At 62.3% G+C, this 20,772-nt stretch carries 30 protein-coding genes and 1 other RNA gene; 1 reads left to right on the top strand and 30 read right to left on the bottom strand.

Translation table 11 applies throughout. The annotated features are described in order from the left end of the window. From BN1132_RS02045 to BN1132_RS02070, 6 genes are all read right to left on the bottom strand, one after another. The coding region (locus BN1132_RS02045; RefSeq protein ID WP_042074549.1) for a phage tail tube protein at positions 1-726 on the bottom strand (726 nt) is incomplete at its 3' end. Continuing rightward, positions 723-1,160 carry a phage tail terminator protein gene (locus tag BN1132_RS02050; RefSeq protein ID WP_042074551.1) on the bottom strand — a complete coding sequence of 146 codons (438 nt, stop codon included), beginning with the start codon at positions 1,158-1,160 and terminating at the stop codon, positions 723-725. The genes BN1132_RS02050 and BN1132_RS02045, both read right to left, overlap by 4 nt. Beyond that, positions 1,157-1,570, bottom strand: a complete 414-nt coding sequence (locus tag BN1132_RS02055; RefSeq protein WP_042074553.1) for a gp436 family protein — start codon at positions 1,568-1,570, stop codon at positions 1,157-1,159. The genes BN1132_RS02050 and BN1132_RS02055 overlap by 4 nt, the downstream gene beginning before the upstream one ends. Position 1,571: 1 nt before the next feature. Further along, positions 1,572-2,054, bottom strand: coding sequence for a Rho termination factor N-terminal domain-containing protein (locus BN1132_RS02060; RefSeq protein ID WP_042074554.1), 483 nt, complete (start codon positions 2,052-2,054; stop codon positions 1,572-1,574). A 117-nt stretch (positions 2,055-2,171) separates the two neighbouring features. After that, positions 2,172-3,080: a Mu-like prophage major head subunit gpT family protein gene (locus tag BN1132_RS02065; RefSeq protein WP_042074556.1), complete on the bottom strand. Its 909-nt coding sequence runs from the start codon at positions 3,078-3,080 to the stop codon at positions 2,172-2,174. A 54-nt stretch (positions 3,081-3,134) separates the two neighbouring features. Next, positions 3,135-4,304, bottom strand: a complete 1,170-nt coding sequence (locus tag BN1132_RS02070; protein WP_042074558.1) for a phage protease — start codon at positions 4,302-4,304, stop codon at positions 3,135-3,137. Positions 4,305-4,746: 442 nt separating this feature from the next. Here BN1132_RS02070 and BN1132_RS19270 point away from each other — a divergent pair, with 442 nt between their 5' ends. Next, entirely contained in the window at positions 4,747-5,040 is a 294-nt protein-coding gene (locus tag BN1132_RS19270; RefSeq protein ID WP_244462895.1) for an HNH endonuclease, read from the top strand. Between the two features lie 86 nt (positions 5,041-5,126). Here BN1132_RS19270 and BN1132_RS02080 read toward each other — a convergent pair whose 3' ends face one another. The 24 genes from BN1132_RS02080 to BN1132_RS02190 all read right to left on the bottom strand — a co-directional run bounded on the left by BN1132_RS02080 (position 5,127) and on the right by BN1132_RS02190 (position 20,593). Then, positions 5,127-5,573: a phage virion morphogenesis protein gene (locus tag BN1132_RS02080; RefSeq protein ID WP_042074562.1), complete on the bottom strand. Its 447-nt coding sequence runs from the start codon at positions 5,571-5,573 to the stop codon at positions 5,127-5,129. Next, on the bottom strand, positions 5,573-5,782 hold the full coding sequence (locus BN1132_RS02085; RefSeq protein ID WP_042074565.1) for a hypothetical protein: 210 nt from the start codon (positions 5,780-5,782) through the stop codon (positions 5,573-5,575). Before BN1132_RS02085 ends, BN1132_RS02080 begins: the two co-directional genes overlap by 1 nt. Next, positions 5,779-7,254, bottom strand: a complete 1,476-nt coding sequence (locus BN1132_RS02090; RefSeq protein ID WP_042074567.1) for a phage minor head protein — start codon at positions 7,252-7,254, stop codon at positions 5,779-5,781. Before BN1132_RS02090 ends, BN1132_RS02085 begins: the two co-directional genes overlap by 4 nt. Beyond that, on the bottom strand, positions 7,254-8,825 hold the full coding sequence (locus BN1132_RS02095) for a DUF935 domain-containing protein (RefSeq protein WP_042074569.1): 1,572 nt from the start codon (positions 8,823-8,825) through the stop codon (positions 7,254-7,256). The genes BN1132_RS02090 and BN1132_RS02095 overlap by 1 nt, the downstream gene beginning before the upstream one ends. Continuing rightward, positions 8,825-10,396: a terminase large subunit domain-containing protein gene (locus tag BN1132_RS02100; RefSeq protein ID WP_042074572.1), complete on the bottom strand. Its 1,572-nt coding sequence runs from the start codon at positions 10,394-10,396 to the stop codon at positions 8,825-8,827. Before BN1132_RS02100 ends, BN1132_RS02095 begins: the two co-directional genes overlap by 1 nt. Beyond that, positions 10,396-10,971 (bottom strand): DUF3486 family protein, encoded by a 576-nt coding sequence (locus tag BN1132_RS02105; protein ID WP_042074618.1) that lies wholly within the window; start codon positions 10,969-10,971, stop codon positions 10,396-10,398. The genes BN1132_RS02100 and BN1132_RS02105 overlap by 1 nt, the downstream gene beginning before the upstream one ends. A gap of 12 nt (positions 10,972-10,983) precedes the next feature. Next, complete coding sequence (locus BN1132_RS02110) at positions 10,984-11,280, bottom strand: VpaChn25_0724 family phage protein (RefSeq protein ID WP_010674005.1); 297 nt, start codon at positions 11,278-11,280, stop codon at positions 10,984-10,986. Then, positions 11,277-11,579 carry a DUF2730 family protein gene (locus BN1132_RS02115; protein ID WP_042074574.1) on the bottom strand — a complete coding sequence of 101 codons (303 nt, stop codon included), beginning with the start codon at positions 11,577-11,579 and terminating at the stop codon, positions 11,277-11,279. The genes BN1132_RS02110 and BN1132_RS02115 overlap by 4 nt, the downstream gene beginning before the upstream one ends. A gap of 59 nt (positions 11,580-11,638) precedes the next feature. After that, complete coding sequence (locus BN1132_RS02120) at positions 11,639-11,866, bottom strand: TraR/DksA C4-type zinc finger protein (RefSeq protein ID WP_042074576.1); 228 nt, start codon at positions 11,864-11,866, stop codon at positions 11,639-11,641. Between the two features lie 26 nt (positions 11,867-11,892). Next, positions 11,893-12,114 (bottom strand): hypothetical protein, encoded by a 222-nt coding sequence (locus tag BN1132_RS02125; protein ID WP_042074578.1) that lies wholly within the window; start codon positions 12,112-12,114, stop codon positions 11,893-11,895. Then, entirely contained in the window at positions 12,107-12,424 is a 318-nt protein-coding gene (locus BN1132_RS02130) for a hypothetical protein (protein ID WP_052446995.1), read from the bottom strand. The genes BN1132_RS02125 and BN1132_RS02130 overlap by 8 nt, the downstream gene beginning before the upstream one ends. Further along, a complete protein-coding gene (locus BN1132_RS02135) occupies positions 12,421-13,005 on the bottom strand; it encodes a glycoside hydrolase family 108 protein (protein WP_042074579.1) in 585 nt (194 codons plus the stop codon). The genes BN1132_RS02130 and BN1132_RS02135 overlap by 4 nt, the downstream gene beginning before the upstream one ends. A gap of 84 nt (positions 13,006-13,089) precedes the next feature. Continuing rightward, entirely contained in the window at positions 13,090-13,620 is a 531-nt protein-coding gene (locus BN1132_RS02140) for a hypothetical protein (protein ID WP_042074581.1), read from the bottom strand. A 102-nt stretch (positions 13,621-13,722) separates the two neighbouring features. Further along, positions 13,723-14,160, bottom strand: coding sequence for a Mor transcription activator family protein (locus BN1132_RS02145; RefSeq protein WP_042074583.1), 438 nt, complete (start codon positions 14,158-14,160; stop codon positions 13,723-13,725). Further along, positions 14,153-14,746, bottom strand: a complete 594-nt coding sequence (locus BN1132_RS02150) for a gp16 family protein (RefSeq protein ID WP_042074585.1) — start codon at positions 14,744-14,746, stop codon at positions 14,153-14,155. Before BN1132_RS02150 ends, BN1132_RS02145 begins: the two co-directional genes overlap by 8 nt. A 149-nt stretch (positions 14,747-14,895) precedes the next feature. Continuing rightward, positions 14,896-15,126, bottom strand: coding sequence for a hypothetical protein (locus BN1132_RS02155; RefSeq protein ID WP_042074588.1), 231 nt, complete (start codon positions 15,124-15,126; stop codon positions 14,896-14,898). A gap of 53 nt (positions 15,127-15,179) precedes the next feature. Continuing rightward, positions 15,180-15,249, bottom strand: an RNA gene (locus BN1132_RS19275) — hammerhead ribozyme type II. A gap of 2 nt (positions 15,250-15,251) precedes the next feature. Next, complete coding sequence (locus BN1132_RS02160) at positions 15,252-15,449, bottom strand: hypothetical protein (RefSeq protein WP_042074589.1); 198 nt, start codon at positions 15,447-15,449, stop codon at positions 15,252-15,254. A gap of 14 nt (positions 15,450-15,463) precedes the next feature. After that, positions 15,464-16,084, bottom strand: a complete 621-nt coding sequence (locus BN1132_RS02165; RefSeq protein WP_042074590.1) for a DUF3164 family protein — start codon at positions 16,082-16,084, stop codon at positions 15,464-15,466. A gap of 41 nt (positions 16,085-16,125) precedes the next feature. Beyond that, positions 16,126-16,356: a hypothetical protein gene (locus BN1132_RS02170; RefSeq protein WP_042074593.1), complete on the bottom strand. Its 231-nt coding sequence runs from the start codon at positions 16,354-16,356 to the stop codon at positions 16,126-16,128. A gap of 55 nt (positions 16,357-16,411) precedes the next feature. Then, positions 16,412-16,972 carry a hypothetical protein gene (locus BN1132_RS02175; RefSeq protein WP_042074595.1) on the bottom strand — a complete coding sequence of 187 codons (561 nt, stop codon included), beginning with the start codon at positions 16,970-16,972 and terminating at the stop codon, positions 16,412-16,414. Beyond that, positions 16,956-17,573 carry a hypothetical protein gene (locus BN1132_RS19850; RefSeq protein WP_157005290.1) on the bottom strand — a complete coding sequence of 206 codons (618 nt, stop codon included), beginning with the start codon at positions 17,571-17,573 and terminating at the stop codon, positions 16,956-16,958. Before BN1132_RS19850 ends, BN1132_RS02175 begins: the two co-directional genes overlap by 17 nt. Before the next feature lie 42 nt (positions 17,574-17,615). Then, positions 17,616-18,338: an AAA family ATPase gene (locus tag BN1132_RS02185; protein ID WP_042008341.1), complete on the bottom strand. Its 723-nt coding sequence runs from the start codon at positions 18,336-18,338 to the stop codon at positions 17,616-17,618. 41 nt (positions 18,339-18,379) lie between these two features. Then, on the bottom strand, positions 18,380-20,593 hold the full coding sequence (locus BN1132_RS02190; RefSeq protein WP_042074600.1) for a DNA-binding protein: 2,214 nt from the start codon (positions 20,591-20,593) through the stop codon (positions 18,380-18,382). Between the last annotated feature and the right edge of the window lie 179 nt (positions 20,594-20,772).

The raw sequence follows: 20,772 nt of genomic DNA on the forward strand, positions 1-20,772 counted from the left end.
TCGATTTGGGCAACAACGCCCATCCAGGGCCAACAGCTCCCCCTCCAGCTCGATCTCGATGGGCTTGTCGCTGAGGAAGTCCACCGCCTTCTTTGGGGCCAGGCTGGCGCGGGGCACCGTCAGCAGGATGGCCTCCCCACTGATCACGCTGCGCCCATCCAGGGTCAGCTTCGCCTTCACCTCCGGCTGCACGTTGCCGGCGATGCGGGTGCCGGTGATGGCGTTATAGCTGGCGCTGACGGTCACCGGGCCGCCATCTGCCACCGCCCCCGCCTTGGTGGCCCGTAGCAGCCCCAGGGCATAGTTGATCTCGAAGTCGGTACCGAGCACCAAGGAGGTTGCCCCTTCCTTCACCACCAGGCCGGTGGCCGAGAGGTTGCTCTTGCCCAGGCTCACCCACTTGGGGTGCGCCAGCAGGGTCACCGGCAGTTCGGTGAGCGTCCCCGCCCCCTGATTGATCGGGCTCTCCAGCCCCATAAAGGCGGCAGCCAGCAGCACCGGCGGGATCTCGCTGGTCTTGATGTTGACCGTGGCGGGCTTGGGCACGAAGTAGCTTTCTCGCGCCTGGCCCAGCTTGTGCTTGCGCTTGCTCGGGATGCTGATCTTCTCGCTGTCCGGTTTGACTTCCAGGCTGTTGACGTCCACCGGGCCAATCACCCCGTTCGAGACGTTGTTGGTGAAGGTCTCGATATAGAGATCCCCTTCCAGGTGCAGTGTTTCGCTCATGACCGTTCTCCCTTGAATTTCACTGTCGTCTTGAAGGCAAGGGGCAGATAGACCACCCCACCCTTGTAACTCGGCTTGACTGGTGCGCTTTCACGCCGAAAGGTACTGTCACCGCAGGCCCGACCGGCCACGGCCTGCAACATGCGCCCCAACCACACCCCGGCGCTGACCTCCTTGGGGGTGGCACGGTGCACCAACACCAGCAGCCAAACCTGATCGAACGCGCTTTGCCGCCCGCTTTGGCTGGTTTCGCTCTCTCGCTCGCCCTGGTAAATCACATGGATGGCCGGGGTGTGCTGCCCCAAGTTGGCCACCGCCTCCAGGTCGGTGGCCACAAACACCTCCTTGAGCCCTTGCCCTTTCAAGGGCAGCAGCAGCTCGCGCAGCCGCTCCCCCGCCGCCAGGTAGTCGAGTTCAGGCGTGGGGGCACTCATAGGAAGCCCCCAGTTCCCCGGCCAAAGACCCGACCATCGGACTGCAACTGGGCCAGGTTCTGGCTTTCCACCTGCTCGCCGTCTGCCGCCAGCCCCAGCGCCAGCTCCCCCTTGCCCACCGATTTGAGGAAGGCCAGGGCCGCCTCATTGCGTTTGGCTATCTGCTCCGGCGCCTGCTCGCCATAGAGGCGGTGGCGGGCAATGTCGGCGCAGATGGGCACCAGGGCGCTCGGTACATGGGCCAGCGGCAAGGGATAGCGCCCCGCCAGGTAGCCGTCGATCAAGGCGCCGGCGTCCTGCAGTGCGATGGTGATGGCCGCGCTATCCAGCTCGCCGGCCGGGTTCATGGCCAGGCGCAACAGCTCCGCCTCGCCAAAGCGGGTCACCATATCGCTGACACTGGCGTACATATCAGGCGCCCTCGGTTACGGGATCGGCAGGCGGTTCAGTGGTGACGCCAGCCTCGTCCTTGACCGGGTATTGCACCTCGGTCGCCGCAATGGCAGCCACCAGCTCGGCCTTCTTCATGCCGGCGGCACCCGGGATCGCCATCTCCACGGCCAGTTCGCGCAGCTCATCGACCTTCATCTCGGCCAACGGTGTGACCTTGCCATCCAACGTGGCGACGCCCGCCAGATAGCCCGAGCCAGTCAGGCCGCCCACTGCTGCGTCCAGATCCCCGTTCGTCTGCGGTGCATCAGCCGGCGCGAGGGCGACGTCTTCACCCAGGCGGGTGACCACCAGGCGCGGATCGGCCTCCAGGATCTCGCACTGTACAGGCGACACAGCCAGCTCAGACTTGCCAGGTGCAATCGCCAGGCCCGCGCGAAAATAGACCTGACGAACCGTTGATGTGATGCCGACTCGAATAGCCTGTTCCATCTCGTGTTCCATCTCATGTTTCCCTCTGTCTCGTTCAATCCAGGATCCGGCTTAAACGGGGGTTAAACGTCCACACTGTGCTCGATTAACCCCGCTGTTAAACAGCTCGGTGTCGCTTACGGCTCTGGTTTACAAATAATCAGCCACCACCAGCTCCAGCTTGCCCTTGAGCTCGTTGCTGGAGCTGCTTTCCAGCTCGCGCTTCAGCATCTGGGTCGCCAACTTCTCAAGCGACGCCGGCACCACCAACAGGGTCGGCTTGATACCGAGCTTGCGGCCGCCATCGGCCTGGAATTCCCGCATCCGGCTGTAGGCATCCCACAGGTTGTCGGGAGTCAGCGCCCGCTTGTTGGCGAACGCCAGCTGCCAGAAACCGAAGCCGGCGGCGTCGCGGCAGTCCACCCCGTAGCGGAACTCCTTGCGGGTGAACACCGCCTCGTCGTCGATCTTGGTCATGGCGATGAGCTCGGGGGACTTGCGATCCTGGAAGATGATCGGCTTGAGGGCGCGGCTGGTATCGAGCAGGAACCAGGGCTCGCCGGTATAGGCGCCATCCACCACCAGGTTGGCAACCAGCGCCGGGGTGCCGGTGCCATCGACCTTGGGATAGACCGGGTGATCGGTATCGAAGAAATACTGGGCGTCGTAGCAGGGTGTGGTGAAACCGGCGCCCAAGAGGCCGAAGCAGAGCTCGTCGGGATGAACCCCGGCCGAGCGCCCCATCTCGGCGAACAGGGGGGCATAGATGCCCAGCTCGTCGTCCGCGATATCGTTGCGATCGACGGCCACAGTGGCTTCGAAGTCTTCGTTGACGATCTGGTAACCGTGGGTCTTCATCGACTCGATCACCCGATCCCCGACCCACTTGCGCAAGCTCGGGAACTTGCCGAGCCAGCCATAGGTGTTGGACTTGGTGGTCGATTTGATCACGGTGGCGATCTTGGTGTACTGGGTCGGCGCCTCGCTCTTGGCGTCTTCAAAGTTCTTCTTGAAGCCGGTGAAGAGGGACTGCAGCAGCGCGGGTGTAATCATGGCCATGGTCTATTCCTTCTCTGGTTATACGGAACTGCCTTCGCGTGAAACGGGGCTTGCTCAGGCCTTGGCCTTGGCAAAGTCCTCGTGGCTGATGCCGAGCTGGTCGGCGGCGTACTTGTCCTCGGCCGAGAGCACCGCCTCGCCCTTCTTTTCCGGCAGGGTGACGGCGGCGGTCTGGCTCGCCGTGAGCGCGGCGATGGCCGGGCGCGGCTCCAGCAGCGCCTTGAGGGCAGCCACCCCCTTCTGGGCGGCGTAGGCGGTCAGGTACTCCTCTTCGGCCGCCACCACCTTGCCTGCGGCGCGAGCCTCCTTGATGAGGGTCGCGGCGTCGGTGGTGTCCACCTGGGCGGTCAGGGCCGCCACCTGGGTGACCAGGGCGTTATAGGTCGCCACCGGCACGTATTGCGCTAGGTCAACCTGGGCTCCTTGTTGTACTGACGTCGTCTGTGCCTTGAGGGCGGCCAGAGCGGTCTTCTCGGCCGAGAGCGCGGCCTCCAGCTCCGGTGCCTTCTTGGCGCTGGCCTGCAGGGTATCCAGGGCCGCCAGGGCTGCGGTGCCCTGCTCGGCGGTAAACTGACCATCGGCCCCCGGCTGGATGCCGAGTTTGCCGAGCAGCGCGATCAAGTGTTCGTTCATGGATTTCTCCTTGATTGAGGTGGCCAGCTGGCCGGGTTGGATAGGCATAAGGCTTGAAGCAGGCAACGCACTCAAAGCCGCCAGCGCCTGCATACCCACCACCCCGGGATCGTTGGTGATGGCGGTCATGCGCAGTTCCAGGGGGCGGCCCTGGGCGTCATAGGGGAAGACGGCTGAGAGGAAGCGATACTCTTTGGCGGCGACCAGGGCGGCGGCCCGCTCGGTCCAGCGGGGCTTGATAAAGAGGCCCTCCCCCTCGCGCCACTCGATTTCGTCGCCGTTGTACCAACCAGCCGCCGGAGCGGGCTGGCCGTTCTGATCCACCTTGAGGGTCTGGTGGTCGTAGTCGATAAGGATGTCTTGGCCGAGCGCCTTGGCCCGATTGATCAGGGTGGTGGCGATAGTTTTGTCGAGCTGCCAGTGGCCACCAGGCACATCGAAGGGGCGGCCATCCCTGGCCTTGAACGGGCCCACCGGCAGTAACTGGTGCCAACCGTCGTCGCTCGGGCCAAGCGCCGCATCGAGCACAGCCAGCCCCAGGGTGGTGGGTCTGGCACTCAAGATGTCCACGGCAATCGCAGATGGGGGCATCACTCTCACTCCGGCTGGTCACAGCAATAATCACTGGTGCCAGTGTCAGGGAGGTGAGCGAGGGGTGGGGTTTATGGTGGGTTAGTGCAGATCCAGGTAGAACGCTAAAACACGAGCGTTCCGGAGGGGATATTTGGACCTATAGAGCATGCTGGAAGCTACTTTACATACGACTAGATTACGGCTACAACTTGATTGCCGCTGTACCTTCAAGGGAGCGGTGCAAGGCTGATCCGGTTACCCCGGTCAGTACCCGTGCTGAGCCCCTAAAGGCCGACGGGACTTCAACTAAAACCGAAGTCCGTCCGGCCATAATCCAATCAATACCGTTACGGACTTCAATACATCACTGATTGAGGTTTCGTCTATGTGTTCCATCGCCAAACAACGCCACCAGGCAGCCGTTCGCCAATCCTTTCACTGCTTCTACTGCGGGTTCCCTATGTGGGAATCATCCCCTGCACAACTGATTCGCCACTACGGCCTAACCCCTACCGAAGCTCGCTCCCTGCAATGCACGGGGGAGCATCTTCATCCCAGAAGTGACGGAGGCTCGGATCATGCCAGCAATATCGTCGCAGCCTGCAAGCACTGCAACAGTACCCGTCACAAAACACCCAATGTATTAAGCCCCGGCCAATACCAGAAGAAGGTACAAAAACAGATCGACAAAGGGCGCTGGTTCTCTGAGAGCCTCATTCGAAAGGTAAAAGCCAAGGAGACAATGGCTGTTTAATGGTGTTTAAACGCGCTTTTGCCGTGTGAAGAGCGGACGGGCCATACCATCGCACCGGCCCTGTCCCCGTAAACGCGCCCAGAGGCTTAGGGCGCGTCCGCCGTCAGATAGCCTTCTAGTGTCTCCAGCACGCTCTGCTGGTCTGCTTCCGACAACCCCAGATAGGGGCGCTCGGGCAGGTTGATCTCGGGGCGGCCGAACTGGTGAGCGGCACCGTATTCCAGCGGAGTGCCGAAGTAGAGGGCCTGGGGATCGGCCTGATAGTTGAGGGTGTCGCGCAGATCGTCGTTGAGGCGCAGCACCTCGTCGGCATGGCGCGGCTTGCGGGCGCGGTACTTGTCCGAGAGGGGGGCCCAGGGCTCCCCTTCCGGGGTCTCCTGCGCATCCCAGCGATCCCGGTGGGAGAGCGCCAGCCCCTCGCCGATATCCGCCAGGGGCTCGCTCAAATCGCCGGTGCGCTGATAGAGCCGGGCCAGCAGCTCATGGGCATCGGCCACCCCGTGGTGGCTGATGGCGATAAAAGTGCCGGCCATCAGGCGTTATTCTCGAAGGAACTCATAAAGTGCAGGGCCTCCTCATCAGCCACAGCCATGGCGGCCTCCCAGAGATCCACCAACATGTATACCTCGTCATCACCAGCCTTCAAGGCTTGCTCACACAAGGCATCCAGCGCCTTGGCCTGGCGCAGGGTAAAGGGGCCATCTTCTGCCAGCAGGGCGCTGGCTTGCTCCAACAGGGTCATCCTTTCTCTCCTTTACGGCTGGCGGCCGTTGCCTGGGCGAGCATGGCCTCCACCCGTTTGGCCAACTCGGGGAAATGCGCCACCATGGCATCCCTCGCTAAGACCCAGACGGCAAACGCCTCGGCGGCGGCCTCCATCCTGGTCTTGCCGGCATACTCCGTCAGCAGCCCTACTCCCGTCAGGTCTGGCTCCCCGGCCCAGAAGTGAACCTGGTGACCGAGTTCGTGCAACCAGGTGGAGAGCCGCTGGGCTGACTCTCCCTGCTTGCCGCCGACGTTGGCTGATACACTCCAGTGACGGCGCAAGGTCTCGCCACTGGTGCCCCTTGGCTGCCACTGACGGGGCCCGGTGTTGGCATGGGCATCGGTCACCACCTCGGCCGCCGCCGCTTGCACCGCCTGCATATCCAACGCTTTGAGTGTATCACCCGCCTTGACCTTGATAACCAGATGGCCCCAACTTTTGGCCGTAAAGCCATTGGTCGCGCTGGCCCGGCGCGAGTTATAGAGGGACCGCACCAGGTAAGGGTCTGTGCCCAGGTACTCGGCAATGGCCGGCGCGACCTTGAGCCCTGCCGCCCCCTTCCCCATCTCGGTCTGCTTGATAAACAGGGTCTTGATTGGGTGCGCCTTGAGGAAGGCCGCCAAGGGCTCGCGCTGGGGTGCGGGTAGCTGGGCCAGCAGATCGCTGACCCCCTGCGCCGTCACACCCTTGGCGGTCGAGAAGGCGCTCTCTACCAGGCGTTCCGGAAGACGCTCGGCCAGCGCGGGTTTCGCCACCTCCCGCTTGGCCATGGCCTCAGTCAAGGCGGCCGGGGTCTTCGGCCGGTAGTCAAATCCCGGGTCGATGCCACGGGGGATCCGGTGTATCTCCCCGGTCGCCTTGTCTACCCACTCATAGTCGCCGTCATCCGGTGCCTGGCTCACCGTCAGCCCCCGCCGCTTGAGATCAGCTTCTTCGATCAGGAACTTCTTGCACTTGCAGCCAAAGCCGTTGCTGGGGCTGTGAGTATCCCACCAGGGATGGTCCACCGGCAGCACCAGGTTGTTCCACTTGAGGTGCAGCTCCCTGGGGTGCTCGGAGTCGCCGTGACGATAGAGCGCATAGGGGCGCTTGTGCTTGATGCGCTCAATCTGGTCATCCCGCCCGGCGTTGTAGCTCTGGCGCAGGTTGGTCTCGAAGATGACGCGAGAGCGCCACGATGCCGGGCCGGTGTGCTCCCAACCGTGGCGGGCCACGATATCCTTGAACGCCTTCTGGAACGCGCCGAGGGATTGCCCCTCGCTGATCGCCTTGTCCACCGCCCCACGCAGGTCAGCCAGCAAGTCCGTCTTGGTCGCCCCCGCCACCATAAAGGCGCGGTTATGGGCATCCCGCCACACATCGGCCCAACGCTCGCTCGGCATATTCAGCTTCTGGCGAAAGAAGGCGATCGCCTCCTCGAACGGCAGACTGCCGTAACGAACGGGCATCAGTTGCCCTCCTCCATCTCCAGCATGCCGAGCAGTTCGCTGGCGGCGATGGCCTGGGCCAGCAGGGCCCCCAGCTCGTCATGGCTGAGGTTGGGCTCCAGCGCCAGCAAGCCATCCCGGATCTCCTCCAGGGTGGTGGCCTGCATCACCAGTGCCTGGACGGCATCGGTCATGCTGGCAAGCAAGGGGGCGACCTCCGCCTGCAGCCTCGCCAGTTGGGCGTCGTTGTTATCACCCTGAACAGGATTCTTTGCCGCCAAGGCCGCCAACCCTTGCGCCCTGAGAGCCGCCTCCCCGGCCCCTGCCTGCTTGTCGACGATGACCAGCACCTCTTCCCCTTCCTTGGGTGCCGGGATCTGCAGCTTGTCGCGCACCCACTGCGCCGGGATCTGCATCCCCATGCCCACCAGGGCCCGCAGCGGATAGGCCAGATCGCGCATGTCCTCGGGCTCGGTCACGTCGAATTCCAGGCGCGGACAGCGGCGCGGCCCCTGGAAGCTCTTGCCGTTCAGGGCAAACAGCGGATAGACCAGATCCCGGGTCAGGGTGGCGGCGAGCTGGCGAAGGTCCGCATCCCGCACCTCCTGGCGCACCTCGTTATGCACGTTGCCGAGCGCATGGGTCGAGCTCTTGCCATCGGCCTGGCTGGTCAAGGTGCCCCCCAGGATGGCCTTGCTCATGGAGCGCTCGCACCAGTCCATCATCACCACAAAGGGATCGGCCTGACCGCTGGCCGCGTTCTGGAACTCGATCTCCATCCCCCGGGGGATGATGCCGCCCGCATTGTGGCCGATGGAGAGCACCGCCTGCAGCAGGGTCGCCTTCTCCTTCTCGGTGGCCCCTTCCGGGTATTTGCCCAGACGCACCGGCAGGCCATAGACCTCCAGAAACTCGGCGAGATCCCGCACGCTATAGTTCTTGAACAGGAATGGCCAGACCAGGGTGCGGATAAGGCCGGTGCGGGCCAAGTAGCCGGATTTCGACTTGGCCTTATGCATGATCCAGCCGAACGGATTGAGGGCCGCCCCCTCCTTGCTGCCGTCCCGCAGCCGCAACTGGTTCCAGTCATCCGGGTGGGTCTGGAACCAGGCGGGATCGCGCCAGACGATGCCCTTGGGGAGCTGCAACCCCTCCACCATCTCCCAGCCGCTGAACTCCTGGGCACTGAACCCCTTGAGCACCGCATCGGTGGCGTCAAAGATGGCGTCGTCCAACCAGGTAAAGTCCTCCAGCAGCTCGCGGATCATCTCGCAGTCGCGCTGCTCTGCCGCGCTGGCGTTGCGGGGCGGCTCTATGGTCCAGCTCACCCCAAGCAGGGACCGGCGCCGTTTGCCGAGCTCGCTCTGCAGGTGGGCGTCCTTCTCTTCCATGTCTTCGGCCAGCTCGCACTGGGCGATGAGGCTCCCCTCCTCCGCCTCTTTCAGCGATGCCGCTGCCTTGCCCGGGGTGAGTCCCACCGTGGGGTGTTCGCTGTAGTGACGGCGCAACTGGGCCAGCTTGGCGTCGTTCTCGGTTTGAGGCTCCTTCTGCAGGCGCAGCGCGTTGCCATGAATGTCGATGAGTCCGGCCATTACCAACCCCCTCTCTCACTTTTGATCAGATCCCTCGTCCCGAGGGATGGGTGATAGTCGTCGTTGCTGTCGCGCCCGTGTTTACCTGGTAAGGGGGTGAACTCGATGGCGCCCCCTTCCATCCAGCTGGCTCGCACCGCCATGGCCAGGGCCACGGCAAAGTCGCCGTGGCGCTGCTGGCCGCCCTGGCCGGTGTTCTTGCCCTTGTCGATCTTGGGCACCCCGTTGATGACCTGGATCTTGCCCAGGTCGTCCTGCACATCTGCATGGCGCGGGATGATGAGGTTGCCATCCTCAAACTCGGCCTTGAGCTTGGGCATCCACTCCCGGTACCAGGGGTCATTGAGCATCACGCACTCGATCATGCTGGCGCCCCAGCGCAGCCGGGCAGCTTCTGCCAGATAGCCGCCGTTGCCGGTGGCATCGAAGGCGGCCGCCGTGAAGCGATGCAGCCCCAAGAGCAGGGTGAACAGGATCTGGCGCTGGGTCTCATAGGGGGCGTTGACCAGCTCCACCACGAAGGGCACGGTCTTGCGCAGGCTGGTCGCGATGGAGAGCGGGACGAACACCGAGAGATCCCCCTTGCGGGCGAAGTCCTCCCCCAGTACATGACGGCAGCTGTGATCGAGCGCCTCCAGGTGGGGCTTGAGGTTCTCCTCACACCAGATCTCCGCAACCGCCTTGCGGGTCTCCTCGCTTTGCAGCTCGAAGTCCGCAGGGGAAGTGAAGCGCAGGATGGGGATATCCGGCTGCATGGCCCGCTCGATCAGGGTGCGCTTGATATAGACGCCACTGCTCTGCTTGGGTACGCAGAAATACTCCTCAAGGGCATCCTCTTCGGTGGCGGTGGCCTTGAGGAGGCCGGCCTTCCAGCTCTCCTCGGCCTCCGGCGTCCAGGGCGTGCCCTTGACCTGGCAGATGCGGCGATAGAGCCCTTGGCGGCAGGCGTCGTCCAGGCTGATGGTGTGGATGGAATACTCTTTACGGCCCGCCCGGCTGTCGTTGATGAGCTGGTTAAACAGGTTGTCCACGCCGTTGTGGGTGCTGATAAGCCGCACCTTGGCCCCCCACATGGTCAGCGCCATCGCAGCCTTGAGTACCTCGGCCAGCCGGTCGTGGAACGCCGCCTCGTCGATGGTCACATTGCCCTGCATCCCCCGCAGGTTGGAGGGGTTGCTGGAGAGGGCCTGTACCTTGAAGCCCGAGGCGAAATAGACCACGAAGGTGAGGATCGCCTTGTCCTCGTCGTCGGTGAACACCTCCTCCTGGATCTCGCCTGCTGCCTTGTTGTACGCCTTGGCCCACATGGCCACGGCATCGATAAACTCTCGCGCCATCTCCTTGTTGCTGCCTACATAGAAGTGGTGGCAGCCCCCGGCCGTCTTGGCCTTGGAGGCCGTCAGGGCGGCGTCGGCCGCCTCCGCCCAGGTGATCCCGGTGCGGCGGCTCTTCTCGGCGATCTTGAGCGGGCTCTCGTCGGCAATCCAGATGCGCTGGTAGGGCAGCAGCACCTCGTCGGGGCTGTATTCGGTACCGAGGGACTGGGCCAGTTGTTGGGCGATCGTGGTCATCAGGCAATCCCCAGGATTTCGCGGCGAATGGCTGCGGCGGCCTCACCGCTCAGGCCCGCCTGGGTGACGATGGCCTCGGTCCTGGCGGCCACTTCCTCGGCAAAGGCCTGGCGGATCTCCTTCTCCCGCTTGTGGCTCTGCATGGCGGTGGATTCGAGCCGCTGAGCCGCCAACATGGCGTTTTTCAGCATGTCGATATCCACCGCTTCCTCCGGGTTCTGCACCTGGGCCAGCATCGCCTTGAACAGCTGGGAGCGGCCGAGCTCCAGGATGAGCTTGGTGGTCTCCCCCATCGGCTTGTCACCGAGCTGGGAAGTGAGCGCCGCCGTAGTCTCCCGCAAGTCGCGCAGATGCTGGCCCACCTGCTCCACCTGGCTGGCGTGGCGGCTGAGCCCTGAGCGGGAAAGCTTGAGATCATCGGGTAACCCTGCGCCCTCGATAAGGCCATTGATCTCGTCCAGGATGGCGGCCTGGCTGTTGCCCTTGTCGCGCAGCATCTCGTTGAGGGCGTTGCGGATAGCTTCGGGCAGCAGCCACACCTTGCTGGCCCGGCCCCGGGTCGGTTTCTCGGCCATGGTCATCCTCCCTCAATCCTCGGCACGGGGCTTCTTGACGCCAGGCACGCTGGATCGCCCCTCGGCCACGTCCTGGCCCCGGCCGGTCAGGTGCGCCACCTGCACCTGGGCCAATTTCTCGATGCGCACCAGCCCCTGCTCATCCAGCCAGGCCAGCAGGGTCTTGACCCGATCCCGGGACACCCGGCCGGTACCCAGCTGGTCGAGGCAGTCATTGAGGATCGACTCGTTGGCCGCCCCGCCGATATCGAGCAAGGATCGCAAGATCACCAGGCGTTGCTGGGCGTCCAATATTCCTTGAATGCTCATGGTCTCTCCTTGAGTTCATTTTCCAGCAGCAGGTCGGCAAGACGGCGGGCCTGGCGCAGTTCCGGCGCCAGTGCCCGCAGCTCACCGCGCAATTCGCTGATCTCCAGTTGCAGGGTGTGCAGCTCCTTCTCGGTCGGCAGATCCGAGAGTTGCTGCTCGACCCTAGCCACCCTGGCGGCCAGGCCGGTGACATCCTCCCGTTTGGCGTAGGTCTTGGAGAGCAGGATGATGACCACCAGCCCCACCAGACTGGCCAGGGCGTACAGGGGCCCCCAGTTCTTAACGATAAATTCCCACATCGGTGGCCTCCTTCGTCTGGTTCGGCAATATCGGGCCTAGCAGCGGCCTCCTGTTCCCCTTAACGATGAAATCCCACACGGATTGCCTCCTTGCGCTCGAATAGGGTCTGGCACTCGATGCAGCGCGGCGCATCGGGTTCGGCATGCAGCCGTGCGATCGGGATGGGCTCATCACAATCGCAACAGATGCCATCGCCACGGGGTTTGGGCCTTGCCCGGTGGGCGTCAATAAGGCGCCCGGTCCGCTCGGCGTCGAGCTGCTGGGCGCGGTCTATGGGGTCGCTCAAGGGTGTCTCCTGCCCTGCTTGATGGCTTATTTGATGACGTGGGTCGCCTTGAGGCGCCCCCAGATGGCCAGCAGGCCGCCGATGGCACTGGCCAGATCCACGATGGTGGTGGCCAGGCTGGCTTGGGTGCCGGCATCGACCGGTACGCCGAACAGGCCGGCAATACCGGCCCCCACGGCAATCACACCGCCGATCACGGCGCGGCTTTTGAGCGCAGGCTTTGCTTGGGGTAACAGGGAATCAGGCATGATGGGTTTCCTTCTGTTGAGGTGGGGTAAGACGGGCACGGGCCCGCAGGCGATCCAGCTCCCCTACCGACCGCCAGCCCTGCTCGTACAGGGATTGGCGGGTGGCATGATGGCTGTAAAGCGGGATCGCCTGTGGGTCGGTATTGCTGGTCAGTGGGTCGGCCAGCCAGGCCTTGAGATGGGCATGGCGCCCATCCTTGAAGCAGGCCAGATAGCGGGGATTCTTGAGCTCGGGGATGCCGAAGTAACCGGCCACCTGGATCCGCTGCTGTGCCCGTTGGCGCTTATTGGTGAGGCTGGGGCTGCTCATGGCGCCACCTTCTCGAACTGGGAGAGCAGGTAGAGCTGCAGACGCAGCAGGCGGTTGATCCAGCCCCAGGCGTTGACCCACTGGCTCGGGTCTTTGCGCACGATGCCGAGCATGAAGCCGGCGCGGATCTCCAGCAGCGTGAGCAGCAGGGCCCGACCACCATCTCGGCCGGTCTTGGCGGCCAGCACCCGCAAGGTATGGGAGCCCAGTAGCCCATCGGCCAAGACGCCGAGCGCCTGCTGCAACTGGCGCACCGAGCGACCAGGGCCGTGATGCACGGCGCCGTCGAACAGGGCGATGGCAATCAGCGGGCAGACGCTATCAACCCGGTCGCAACGGGCCGGCAACCAGTAGTTCGCTCGGTAAAACAACTCTGCATGGGCAGGGGTCGCATCGCCGACGGCAATGTCCGGCCTGCCATCGCGATCGAGATCGAGCATGCCGTCTTTCTTGCCGTCGGCGGCATCGGCCATGCCGAACTTGGTGTGGCCGCCACGGTCGGCCGGATGGTTGACCTCGCCCCCTTCCACATCGGGACGGAGCAACCAAGCAAGCGCTATGGGATAGGTATCAGGCAACATAAAAGGCCCCTCGATTAACTGCGTTATCGCAGCGTACCGAGGGGCCTCAATAGGGCGGGTTTATGATGGGTTACATGAATGCAGCTATCTCAAAACTACCCTTTCGATCTGTGATGTTCTGACGTTGTACCAACATTGATAGTACATTTCTTTCCAGGCACCGAATCCATTTTGGGCCTTCAAAGCCGAACCGTAATACACAACAACATTAGGAGGAATCCCCCACATGTAATCAAATTCAAAAAGCGGTTTGCCAAATAGGCTGTCCGTCCATTCAAAATCGTACCGAGCCCTGCTTTCAATACTATGTTTGCAAGGAATCAGAGCATCAGACCTGGCTTTGTCAGCAAAGCACTTCACATCCTCACTATCGCAGCCGTTCGCTAATGCCGAGGTGTTAGCAGTAGTATCCATATCCGGCTCAGGTTCTGCGGCTCTAGCTGCGAACTGGTCTTTCATTGCTTGGATGGCCTTATCCGTATCAGCCCTGTTATCCGCCTGGCCCTTATCACACGGCCAATAATCTACCCACTCCCCATCGCATTTATATTTTACCGACCCAAAGGAAAGCCCCGACCACATGATCGAAGCAAGCAATAGCATGTACCTTGCCACACACACCTCCATGTTTCGTGCGCTGAAATATTAAGCTATGACATCGGAGCCAAAAGAAAAACCCCGCCTGAGCGGGGTTTGTTCGTAACGTGAGGGCCATCGCTATTGATATCCGAACAAGTCAGGCTGATGGCGGCGCCGTGTCAGCTCCCGCTGTTCTGCCACCACCGCATAGGTCTGAGGCACAGAAAGCCCATGTTTGCGAGCCAGTTGGTCGATGTTGCGGCCATTGAACTCATCCCAAATGGCTCGGTCCCGCAGCGCCGCCTTGAGATGTTCGCCGGTGGGGATGTAATAAGCGCGGCCCCCCATATAGTGGGCCTGCACCAATGCCAGCTTACGGGCCTGGGTCAAGGCCTTATCTGCCGCCATCCCGCCGCGCCCCAGCTCACAGGCAAGCACATCGACCAGCTCGGCCAGTGCCTTGGGCCATTTGGCAGTCAGCTCGGCCGCCGGGATCTGATCCAACCGGTCCACCAACTGTCCCAAGGATTCATGGTCATCGGCGAACAGGTCCAGATTCTCTTGGCTGCTATCCATGTTGCACCTCCGCCTGCATCTGCTCAAAGGCCGCCAGCACGGCTTGATAGCCCACCACCCGCCCGGTCTTTTCATTGATGGGGATAGTTTTATTGGCCGCCTGCAGGGCCTTGACCATCTCCCGCTTATGCCAGTGCTTGAGGGATTCCAGCACCGAATAAGCCAACGCACCATCGAGCCAGGACACCTCGGCCACACCCACCCCGTTATTGATCCGCACCGTCTGACGCTCAACATAGTGATTGAGCGCCGTCTCACTGCCATCACGCAGCAGGCCGTGTTTGGCCATGGTGATCCAGATAGCCCGGATCACCCCTATCTCAGCCGTCCGAACCGGGGTACCGCTGACCGGGCTTAAACGCTTCTGCTTGCCTCCTTTTACGCCACGTTTAACAGTCGGTTTAAACCCTGCCCCCTTCATGGCCACCAGCACCTTGTCCAGCTCCTGGAGCGTCAGTTCTGCCGCCGAGCGTTTGCCACTCTGCTGGGTCAGCAGCTCACGATAGGTTTCGTCATCCAGCCCCAGGGAGCGGCGGCCCACCTGCACCAGCCGGATCAAGCGGGTGCGTTCATTGCTTACTGTCATGACTTCTCCCCACTTTTGCCACCCAGATTTGACCGGCAGGCACATCGTTTCCATTGCGCCACTCAGGGCAATGACTATCGAGCCACTGCTCGGCACCTTGCTGGTTCAAGGGGCCAAACTTCATCACATAGGCCAGCAGAGCCTGCCAATTAGACGCCGCCATGACTGACCTCTGCTGCTCTGGCTTGCTGCAGTTCCGCTACCAGTTGCCAGCGCATCTGGCTGGCTTCTCCTGCCAGAGCAAACAGCCCTTGGGCACGAGCCTCTCTATCAAACTGCTTGAGCTGTCTGCACACAGCCCGTTTATCAGGGGTCGCCTGTGCAATGGCGGCCGCGCTGAATATCTTGGTAAGCCGAATATCCATCTCTGTTTTGGTCATCGCCGTGCTCCTTTATTGGCGGTGAACGCCTGGGCCGCTCTTTTCCACACATAAGTCGGCTGCTCATCAGTGCCCGGCCACCACGCCGGGCAGACAGGGCGGTGCGGCCGCCCTGTTTCGCATCGTTACTGCTCGAACTGCAGCGGCATCAGATCCTGGTACTCCTCTTCGCTCAGCGGAGCCGGGCCCAGCCCCAGCACCCATAACAACGCGGCCTTGATGCCATCCTCATAGGTGTCATCGGGATAGCAGGTGCCTTCGGTCTCGCTGATCTGTTCACAGAGCTGCAGTTGCTCTTCGGCCTGTTCTACGTTGATATCCATCGCGCACTCCTCCCTTACAACTTCGCCAGATCCAGGCTCATCTGAACGTAACGCCCCTGGGCGTCCCGCTCGTAGAGCCGCAGATATTGGCTGGTACCGGTCACCTGGATGGCGTCGGCGATCGCCTGCATGGCCTGCTCCCAGTCGGCGTCGTCGATGTTGAGCTGGCGCAGGGAGAGTACCTGGTTGACGTCGATATGACCGGCCTTGGAAACCCGAAAGGCGTGGTCCACTAGGGCGCGGATCTCGGGGCTGGCACCATCGCTCCAGCGGGCGATGCACTGGTCGATCAGTACCTTGGCCGCCTGGATCCGTTCATCAAATTTGCGGTGCTCCCCCACGGCCCGGATCAGCTTGTAACGACCGTCGAAACTGAGCAGGGTCACATTGCCCTTGGTACCGCCCCAGGCCACCCCGTACCGCTCGGCCGAGAGGTCCACAAAGTCGGTGATCTGCTGCATGGCGCCGATCTTGAAAGCAGCCAGGCGGGAGCGCTCTTCCTTGGCAGCCGCGATAATGCCCATCACCACCTCATCGCGCAGTTTGTCGGCCGGGGCGATCAGGTTCTCCGGTACCCAGTGACCCTGGGCGTTCTGCCGCATCGGGGTCGTGTTGCTGGTCTGTGCTTCTTGCATAAGGCTCTCCTTGATTTATCCCGTTGTTGCTCGGTGGTCTCTTACTGGCGCCAGTGCAAGACACAGCCGCCAAAGCGCACCATGGCCACCTCGCTGACCACGCCAGCCAGGTACTCGCGCCCCCACACGGCCCGCCGGGTCATCTCCGGCGGCAAGGGACCGGTCACCATCAGCAGCGGGGTATCGCGCACCTGGCCGGTGCGTACCTTGCAACCGTTCGCCGTCAACCAGAGACGCAGCTGGTCGGCTGTGTTTTGCAGATTTCTGTTCATCCCGTTCTCCTTGTGATGTCTCACTGGGCCCACCGCACACCCCGAGCCCGCTGGTTTATTGGCCGTGCTTCTCAACCTTGTCGAGCAACCGGTTGTATTTGATGCCAAGGATCTTGAGCTCTTCGGCCAGCAGCTCTGCCAGAATGCGCAGGCTGTTGCTGGCGTTCTCACCATCGCTTTTTGCTTGGCGGCGCAATCTGGAGAGGGTGGCTTCGGCGTCATAGCGGGTGCTCTTCTCCACGCCTTTGCCAACCTGTTCGACGGCGAGACGCATCGGCCGGCGCAGTTGCTGATCCTCGCTGAGCTGGCTATGGGGGCAGCCGCTGTGGCACGCCTTCCAGAGCTTGATATCCATTGGTCTGGTTCCGACCTCATCCGCCCGTCGGCGCTGATGAGCCAGGCACTGATGCACCGGGATCTCTCCCAGAATGGGGCAGGTCACCTTGTGGCCCATCAGGTTCCCCTCCACCAGCTTCTGTACCCGCGCCAGATCGCCCGGGTACTTCTGGTTGCAGACCTGGCTGATGGTGGTGCGGGACAGACCAAGCTTGTCGGCCACCACAGCCAACGAGCTGGCCGCCACCTCGGCTTGCAGAACCTCAAGCCACGTGTCCATGAGGGGCCTCCTTCACATCGAACTGGTAAAAACGCTGTTCGTTTTGATCCCAGCATCCCCCCTGTGTGGCCCTGACCATGGGGGCAAATCGCCCTGTATCCCTGACCAACTGGTAGCGATTCTGGTCACCCTTCACTTTGAAACGCTCAATCTTGTCCACCAGCCGGACATAACCAGCCCGGACCAGGAAGGTGGTGAAGGTACTCGCGCCGCTGTCATCTATCCCAGACGTGATCGCGAGGTCATTCAGGGTGAAAAAACGGCTGATTTTCATGGTGTTCCACATCTTTTGTTGAACCGTTTTGCGCCGTATCCGCCGCTTCTTGCGGTGCTTGGTGCTGCGGTTTCCTGACCCGAATTGAGGTGTTAGCGCTGCATCCACAACCTGATAACGACTGCCCCGGAACGATATACGGCGACCAAATGGTTTCTGGTAGACACAGCGCAGATGGCCACTTGCCAACCAGCGCCGAACAACCAGATAGACATTCCCCAGCTTTAATGGGCTGGCAGCCGCTAACTCCAAAAGATCAAAGGATTCTTGCTGGCACATCCACTGCCAAGCCGTCTCTGCATTGGTGTTTACACTTTTCCCGACCACTGGTATCCCTCCCGTGCTTTGTTGTTATTTGCTAGTTCAGGGCTACCGGCTGCGGCGCACGTCATGCAGCAGTTCGCTGGCGTCCACGTCCTCCAGCCGGATAATCCGGGCATCGGAGGCCATGGCCATCTTCTCGATCTTGTCCAGGGCCGAGACGATGGTGCGCACCACCCCGTTGGAGCGCTTGCGGATAAGGTCCAGCAGGGCGTCGTCGATCTCCACGTCCACCTCCAGCATTTCGCTGGCAATCAGGGAGACGTCTTCCAGGTCGGCGGGCTTGAATTCGATCCACTGGGAGATGCGGTTGAACAGTTGCTTGCGTTGGCTGATGCGGCGGGCAATCTCTTCCATCCCCACCAGGATCAGCGGCTGCTCGGTGGCGTCGTAGATATCGCGCAAGGTCTCCATGATGCGGGCATTGCCGACCACGTAGTCCGCCTCGTCCACGAAGATGGCCAGCTCCTCGGCCCGCACCGCCTCGACGATGCTGTCCACCTGTCCCCGCAAGTTGTGGCGCTGGGGAATACCTATCTCCTTGGCGATCTGCTCCAGCAGGCTGGTCACGGTGTCGGCCTTGTAGCAGCGCACGTAGATGCCGTTCACCTCGTCCTGGTTGAACAGCCACTCCACGGCCGTGGTCTTGCCAAAACCGGATGGCCCGTGGATCAAACCAATGCCCGGCACGATGCTGGAGCGGTTGAGCAGGTTGTCGAGCAGTTGCTCGGTCTTGATCATGTTTTTGACTTCGACGATCTTGTGTTTCATAGTGTTTTTGTCCTTTTAAAGTTGATGTACAGGGCCGCTCGTTAGCCGTGCGCATGGGTATTGCGGGCGGACCTGATTTTTTCCAGATGGCGGTGGATCCGTTTCGCCATCAGCCTGTGGCTATAGAGGTACTTGGTCAGCCACTCCTTCTCCCGCTCAGTCAGCGGGGTATCCAACTCCTTCTCGGCCAGATAGATGGCCTGTTCGTATTCGGTCTTGAGTGCCCTGGACTCCTGCCCGGCCGCCGCCTGGGCACGGGCCGCTTTCTCCTCACGGCGGGCTTCTATCGCAGCCAGTTCGGCGGCGCTGAATTGCGCCGGTTCGCGGGGAGCGGCAATGCCTGAGAGTGCGGCCAGTGCCGGGTTATCGAGCCCGAGATCGCCGCGCTGGAACTGGGCCACATCACGGGCCTGGTCAACGAAGTGACGCACCACATCCTGATGCAGCTCGTTGATGCCGAAGGTCTTGGCGAGACTGCGCATTTCGCGGCGAAAACTGGCCAGCGCCTTGGCATCGGCACGTTTGGCGGCACGGAAGGCATCCGGACTGACGCCATTGCCCAGCAAGTCGAGGTTCACCGCCTCGATCCGCTCGTTCCAGTCGCCAGTGCGGTACAAGATGGCCCGGCCCACGTCGCTCGGGTCGAGGAACACGCTGACCCGCTGGCTCTTCCAACTGTTCTCCAGCAGCTCCGGGGCGCTGTATTTGAGGCCGCCGGCCTTGATAAAACCCTTGGAGACCGTGGCCTCCCCGATATGGTTGAGCAGCAGATCCAGCGCAGATTCATCGACGATGGCGCGGCGCTGGTAACGGGCGCTCTGGTACTTCTCGTTGGGGGTCATCCCGAGCGAGCTGTGTTTGCGGTTGTGATAACGGGCATCCAGCCAGTCATCGAGAAGGGTCTGCAGCTCGGCTGCGGTCATGGCCAGCTCGTAGATCTCCTTCTCCGCATTGGGCTTGCGCTTCTCCTCCAGCCGCTCGGCAAAGCTCTTGCGAGCTTCGATCACCTGACGGTCAGCCACGCAGTGCCCGACATAGCCAGGCAGCAGCTCGATCAGGCCGTGGGAGAGAGTGCGGAAGAAACGCTCGATATGCGGCTTCTCCCATCCCGAATAGGCGTTGGAGCGGCTGACGTTCATGCCGAGCAGGGTGCAGATGGACATGACCCGCTGGCTCACGTAATCGGAGCCGTTGTCGGTGCGCATCACCCCGTTGTCGTTGAGGGTGCCCCAGGCCAGCAGGGTCTTGCGCAGCAGCAGGCAGATCCCCTCGCTCGACGAGGTTTTGGCCACCAGCAACCGCACCCGGCGGGTGAACAAATCGATCACCGCGATGATGCTGTGACGACCGTCCACCAACATGGCATCGACGGGAGTGCTGTCGAACTCCCAGACGTCGTTGGGCTGACCCATCCAGGGGTACATTTCCTCGATGGCGGTGCGGTACTTGTTGTTGTAGGCGTCGGGGTTGGTGGCATAGGTAAAGGCCACCTTGTTCTCTGCCAGCCACTTGACCAACCAGCGTCGCAAGGAAGACTGGCTCGGGATCAGCCAGCCAAGCTGGTTCATCTCGTTGTACTGGGTCGCCAGCTCATGCAATGCCCCCCACTTGTTGGCCAGATGCGGCTTGGCAGTGATCAGTGCTGTGAGGAAGCGGGCCAGCTCCGGGCTTTGCTCGACGCTGGATGGCCGCTCCCGCTGGTAGTTGCCAGCCAGCGCCGCCGGACCGGCATCCGCCAGGGTGCCTTGCCAGCGGCGCAGGGTGATCAGGCTGAATGGCTTCTGTTGCTCATAGACGCTCGCTGGGAGTGACAGGCTGCGGGTGCGGTATGCCTCGATAAAGGCGCGGCGCCCCACCTCCCCTTGCTGGCAGGCTTGGTAAGGGGTCAGGAAGATGTCGGCGGCCTGCAGGATCAGCAGCCGGGCATCCACCTTCTTGCGGGCGGCAGCGCCCAGGGTCAGCAATTTACGCCCCGCATCCGGCTTCACCGGCACCTCGCGGGCAAGCAGCTTGGCCATCGCCTTGCCGCCGGCCGCATGATCGGTCACCGCTTGCCCCTGCAGGGCGACGGCCTGCTCTGCCAGATAGCGCCGGGTTTCTGCGGGCAGCGAGCTGATGTGGTATTCAACGCCCTTGCCTTTCTCGCGCTTGCGACTTTGCCACTCTTCACGCTCAGCCTTCTTGCGCACACCATCGGGATAGGTTGGCATGCCAATCAATCCGGCCAACCCTTGGGCGGTGAACCAGGTACTCATTGGCCACCTCCCAGCAAGTCGATGCCCAGCGAGTCGGAAAGCTGCGCCATGATGGAACGGCTTTCCCTGCGCTTGGGGCTAACGCCCATGGAAGGGGCATATTGTTTGATGCAGCGCTGCACTGCTCTGGGATGCAACCCTTTGGCGCGGGCCCAAGCAGCCTGGGAATATCCGCGTTT

It is taken from the genome of Aeromonas sanarellii (genome assembly GCF_000820085.1).
Classification (GTDB): Bacteria; Pseudomonadota; Gammaproteobacteria; order Enterobacterales; family Aeromonadaceae; genus Aeromonas; species Aeromonas sanarellii.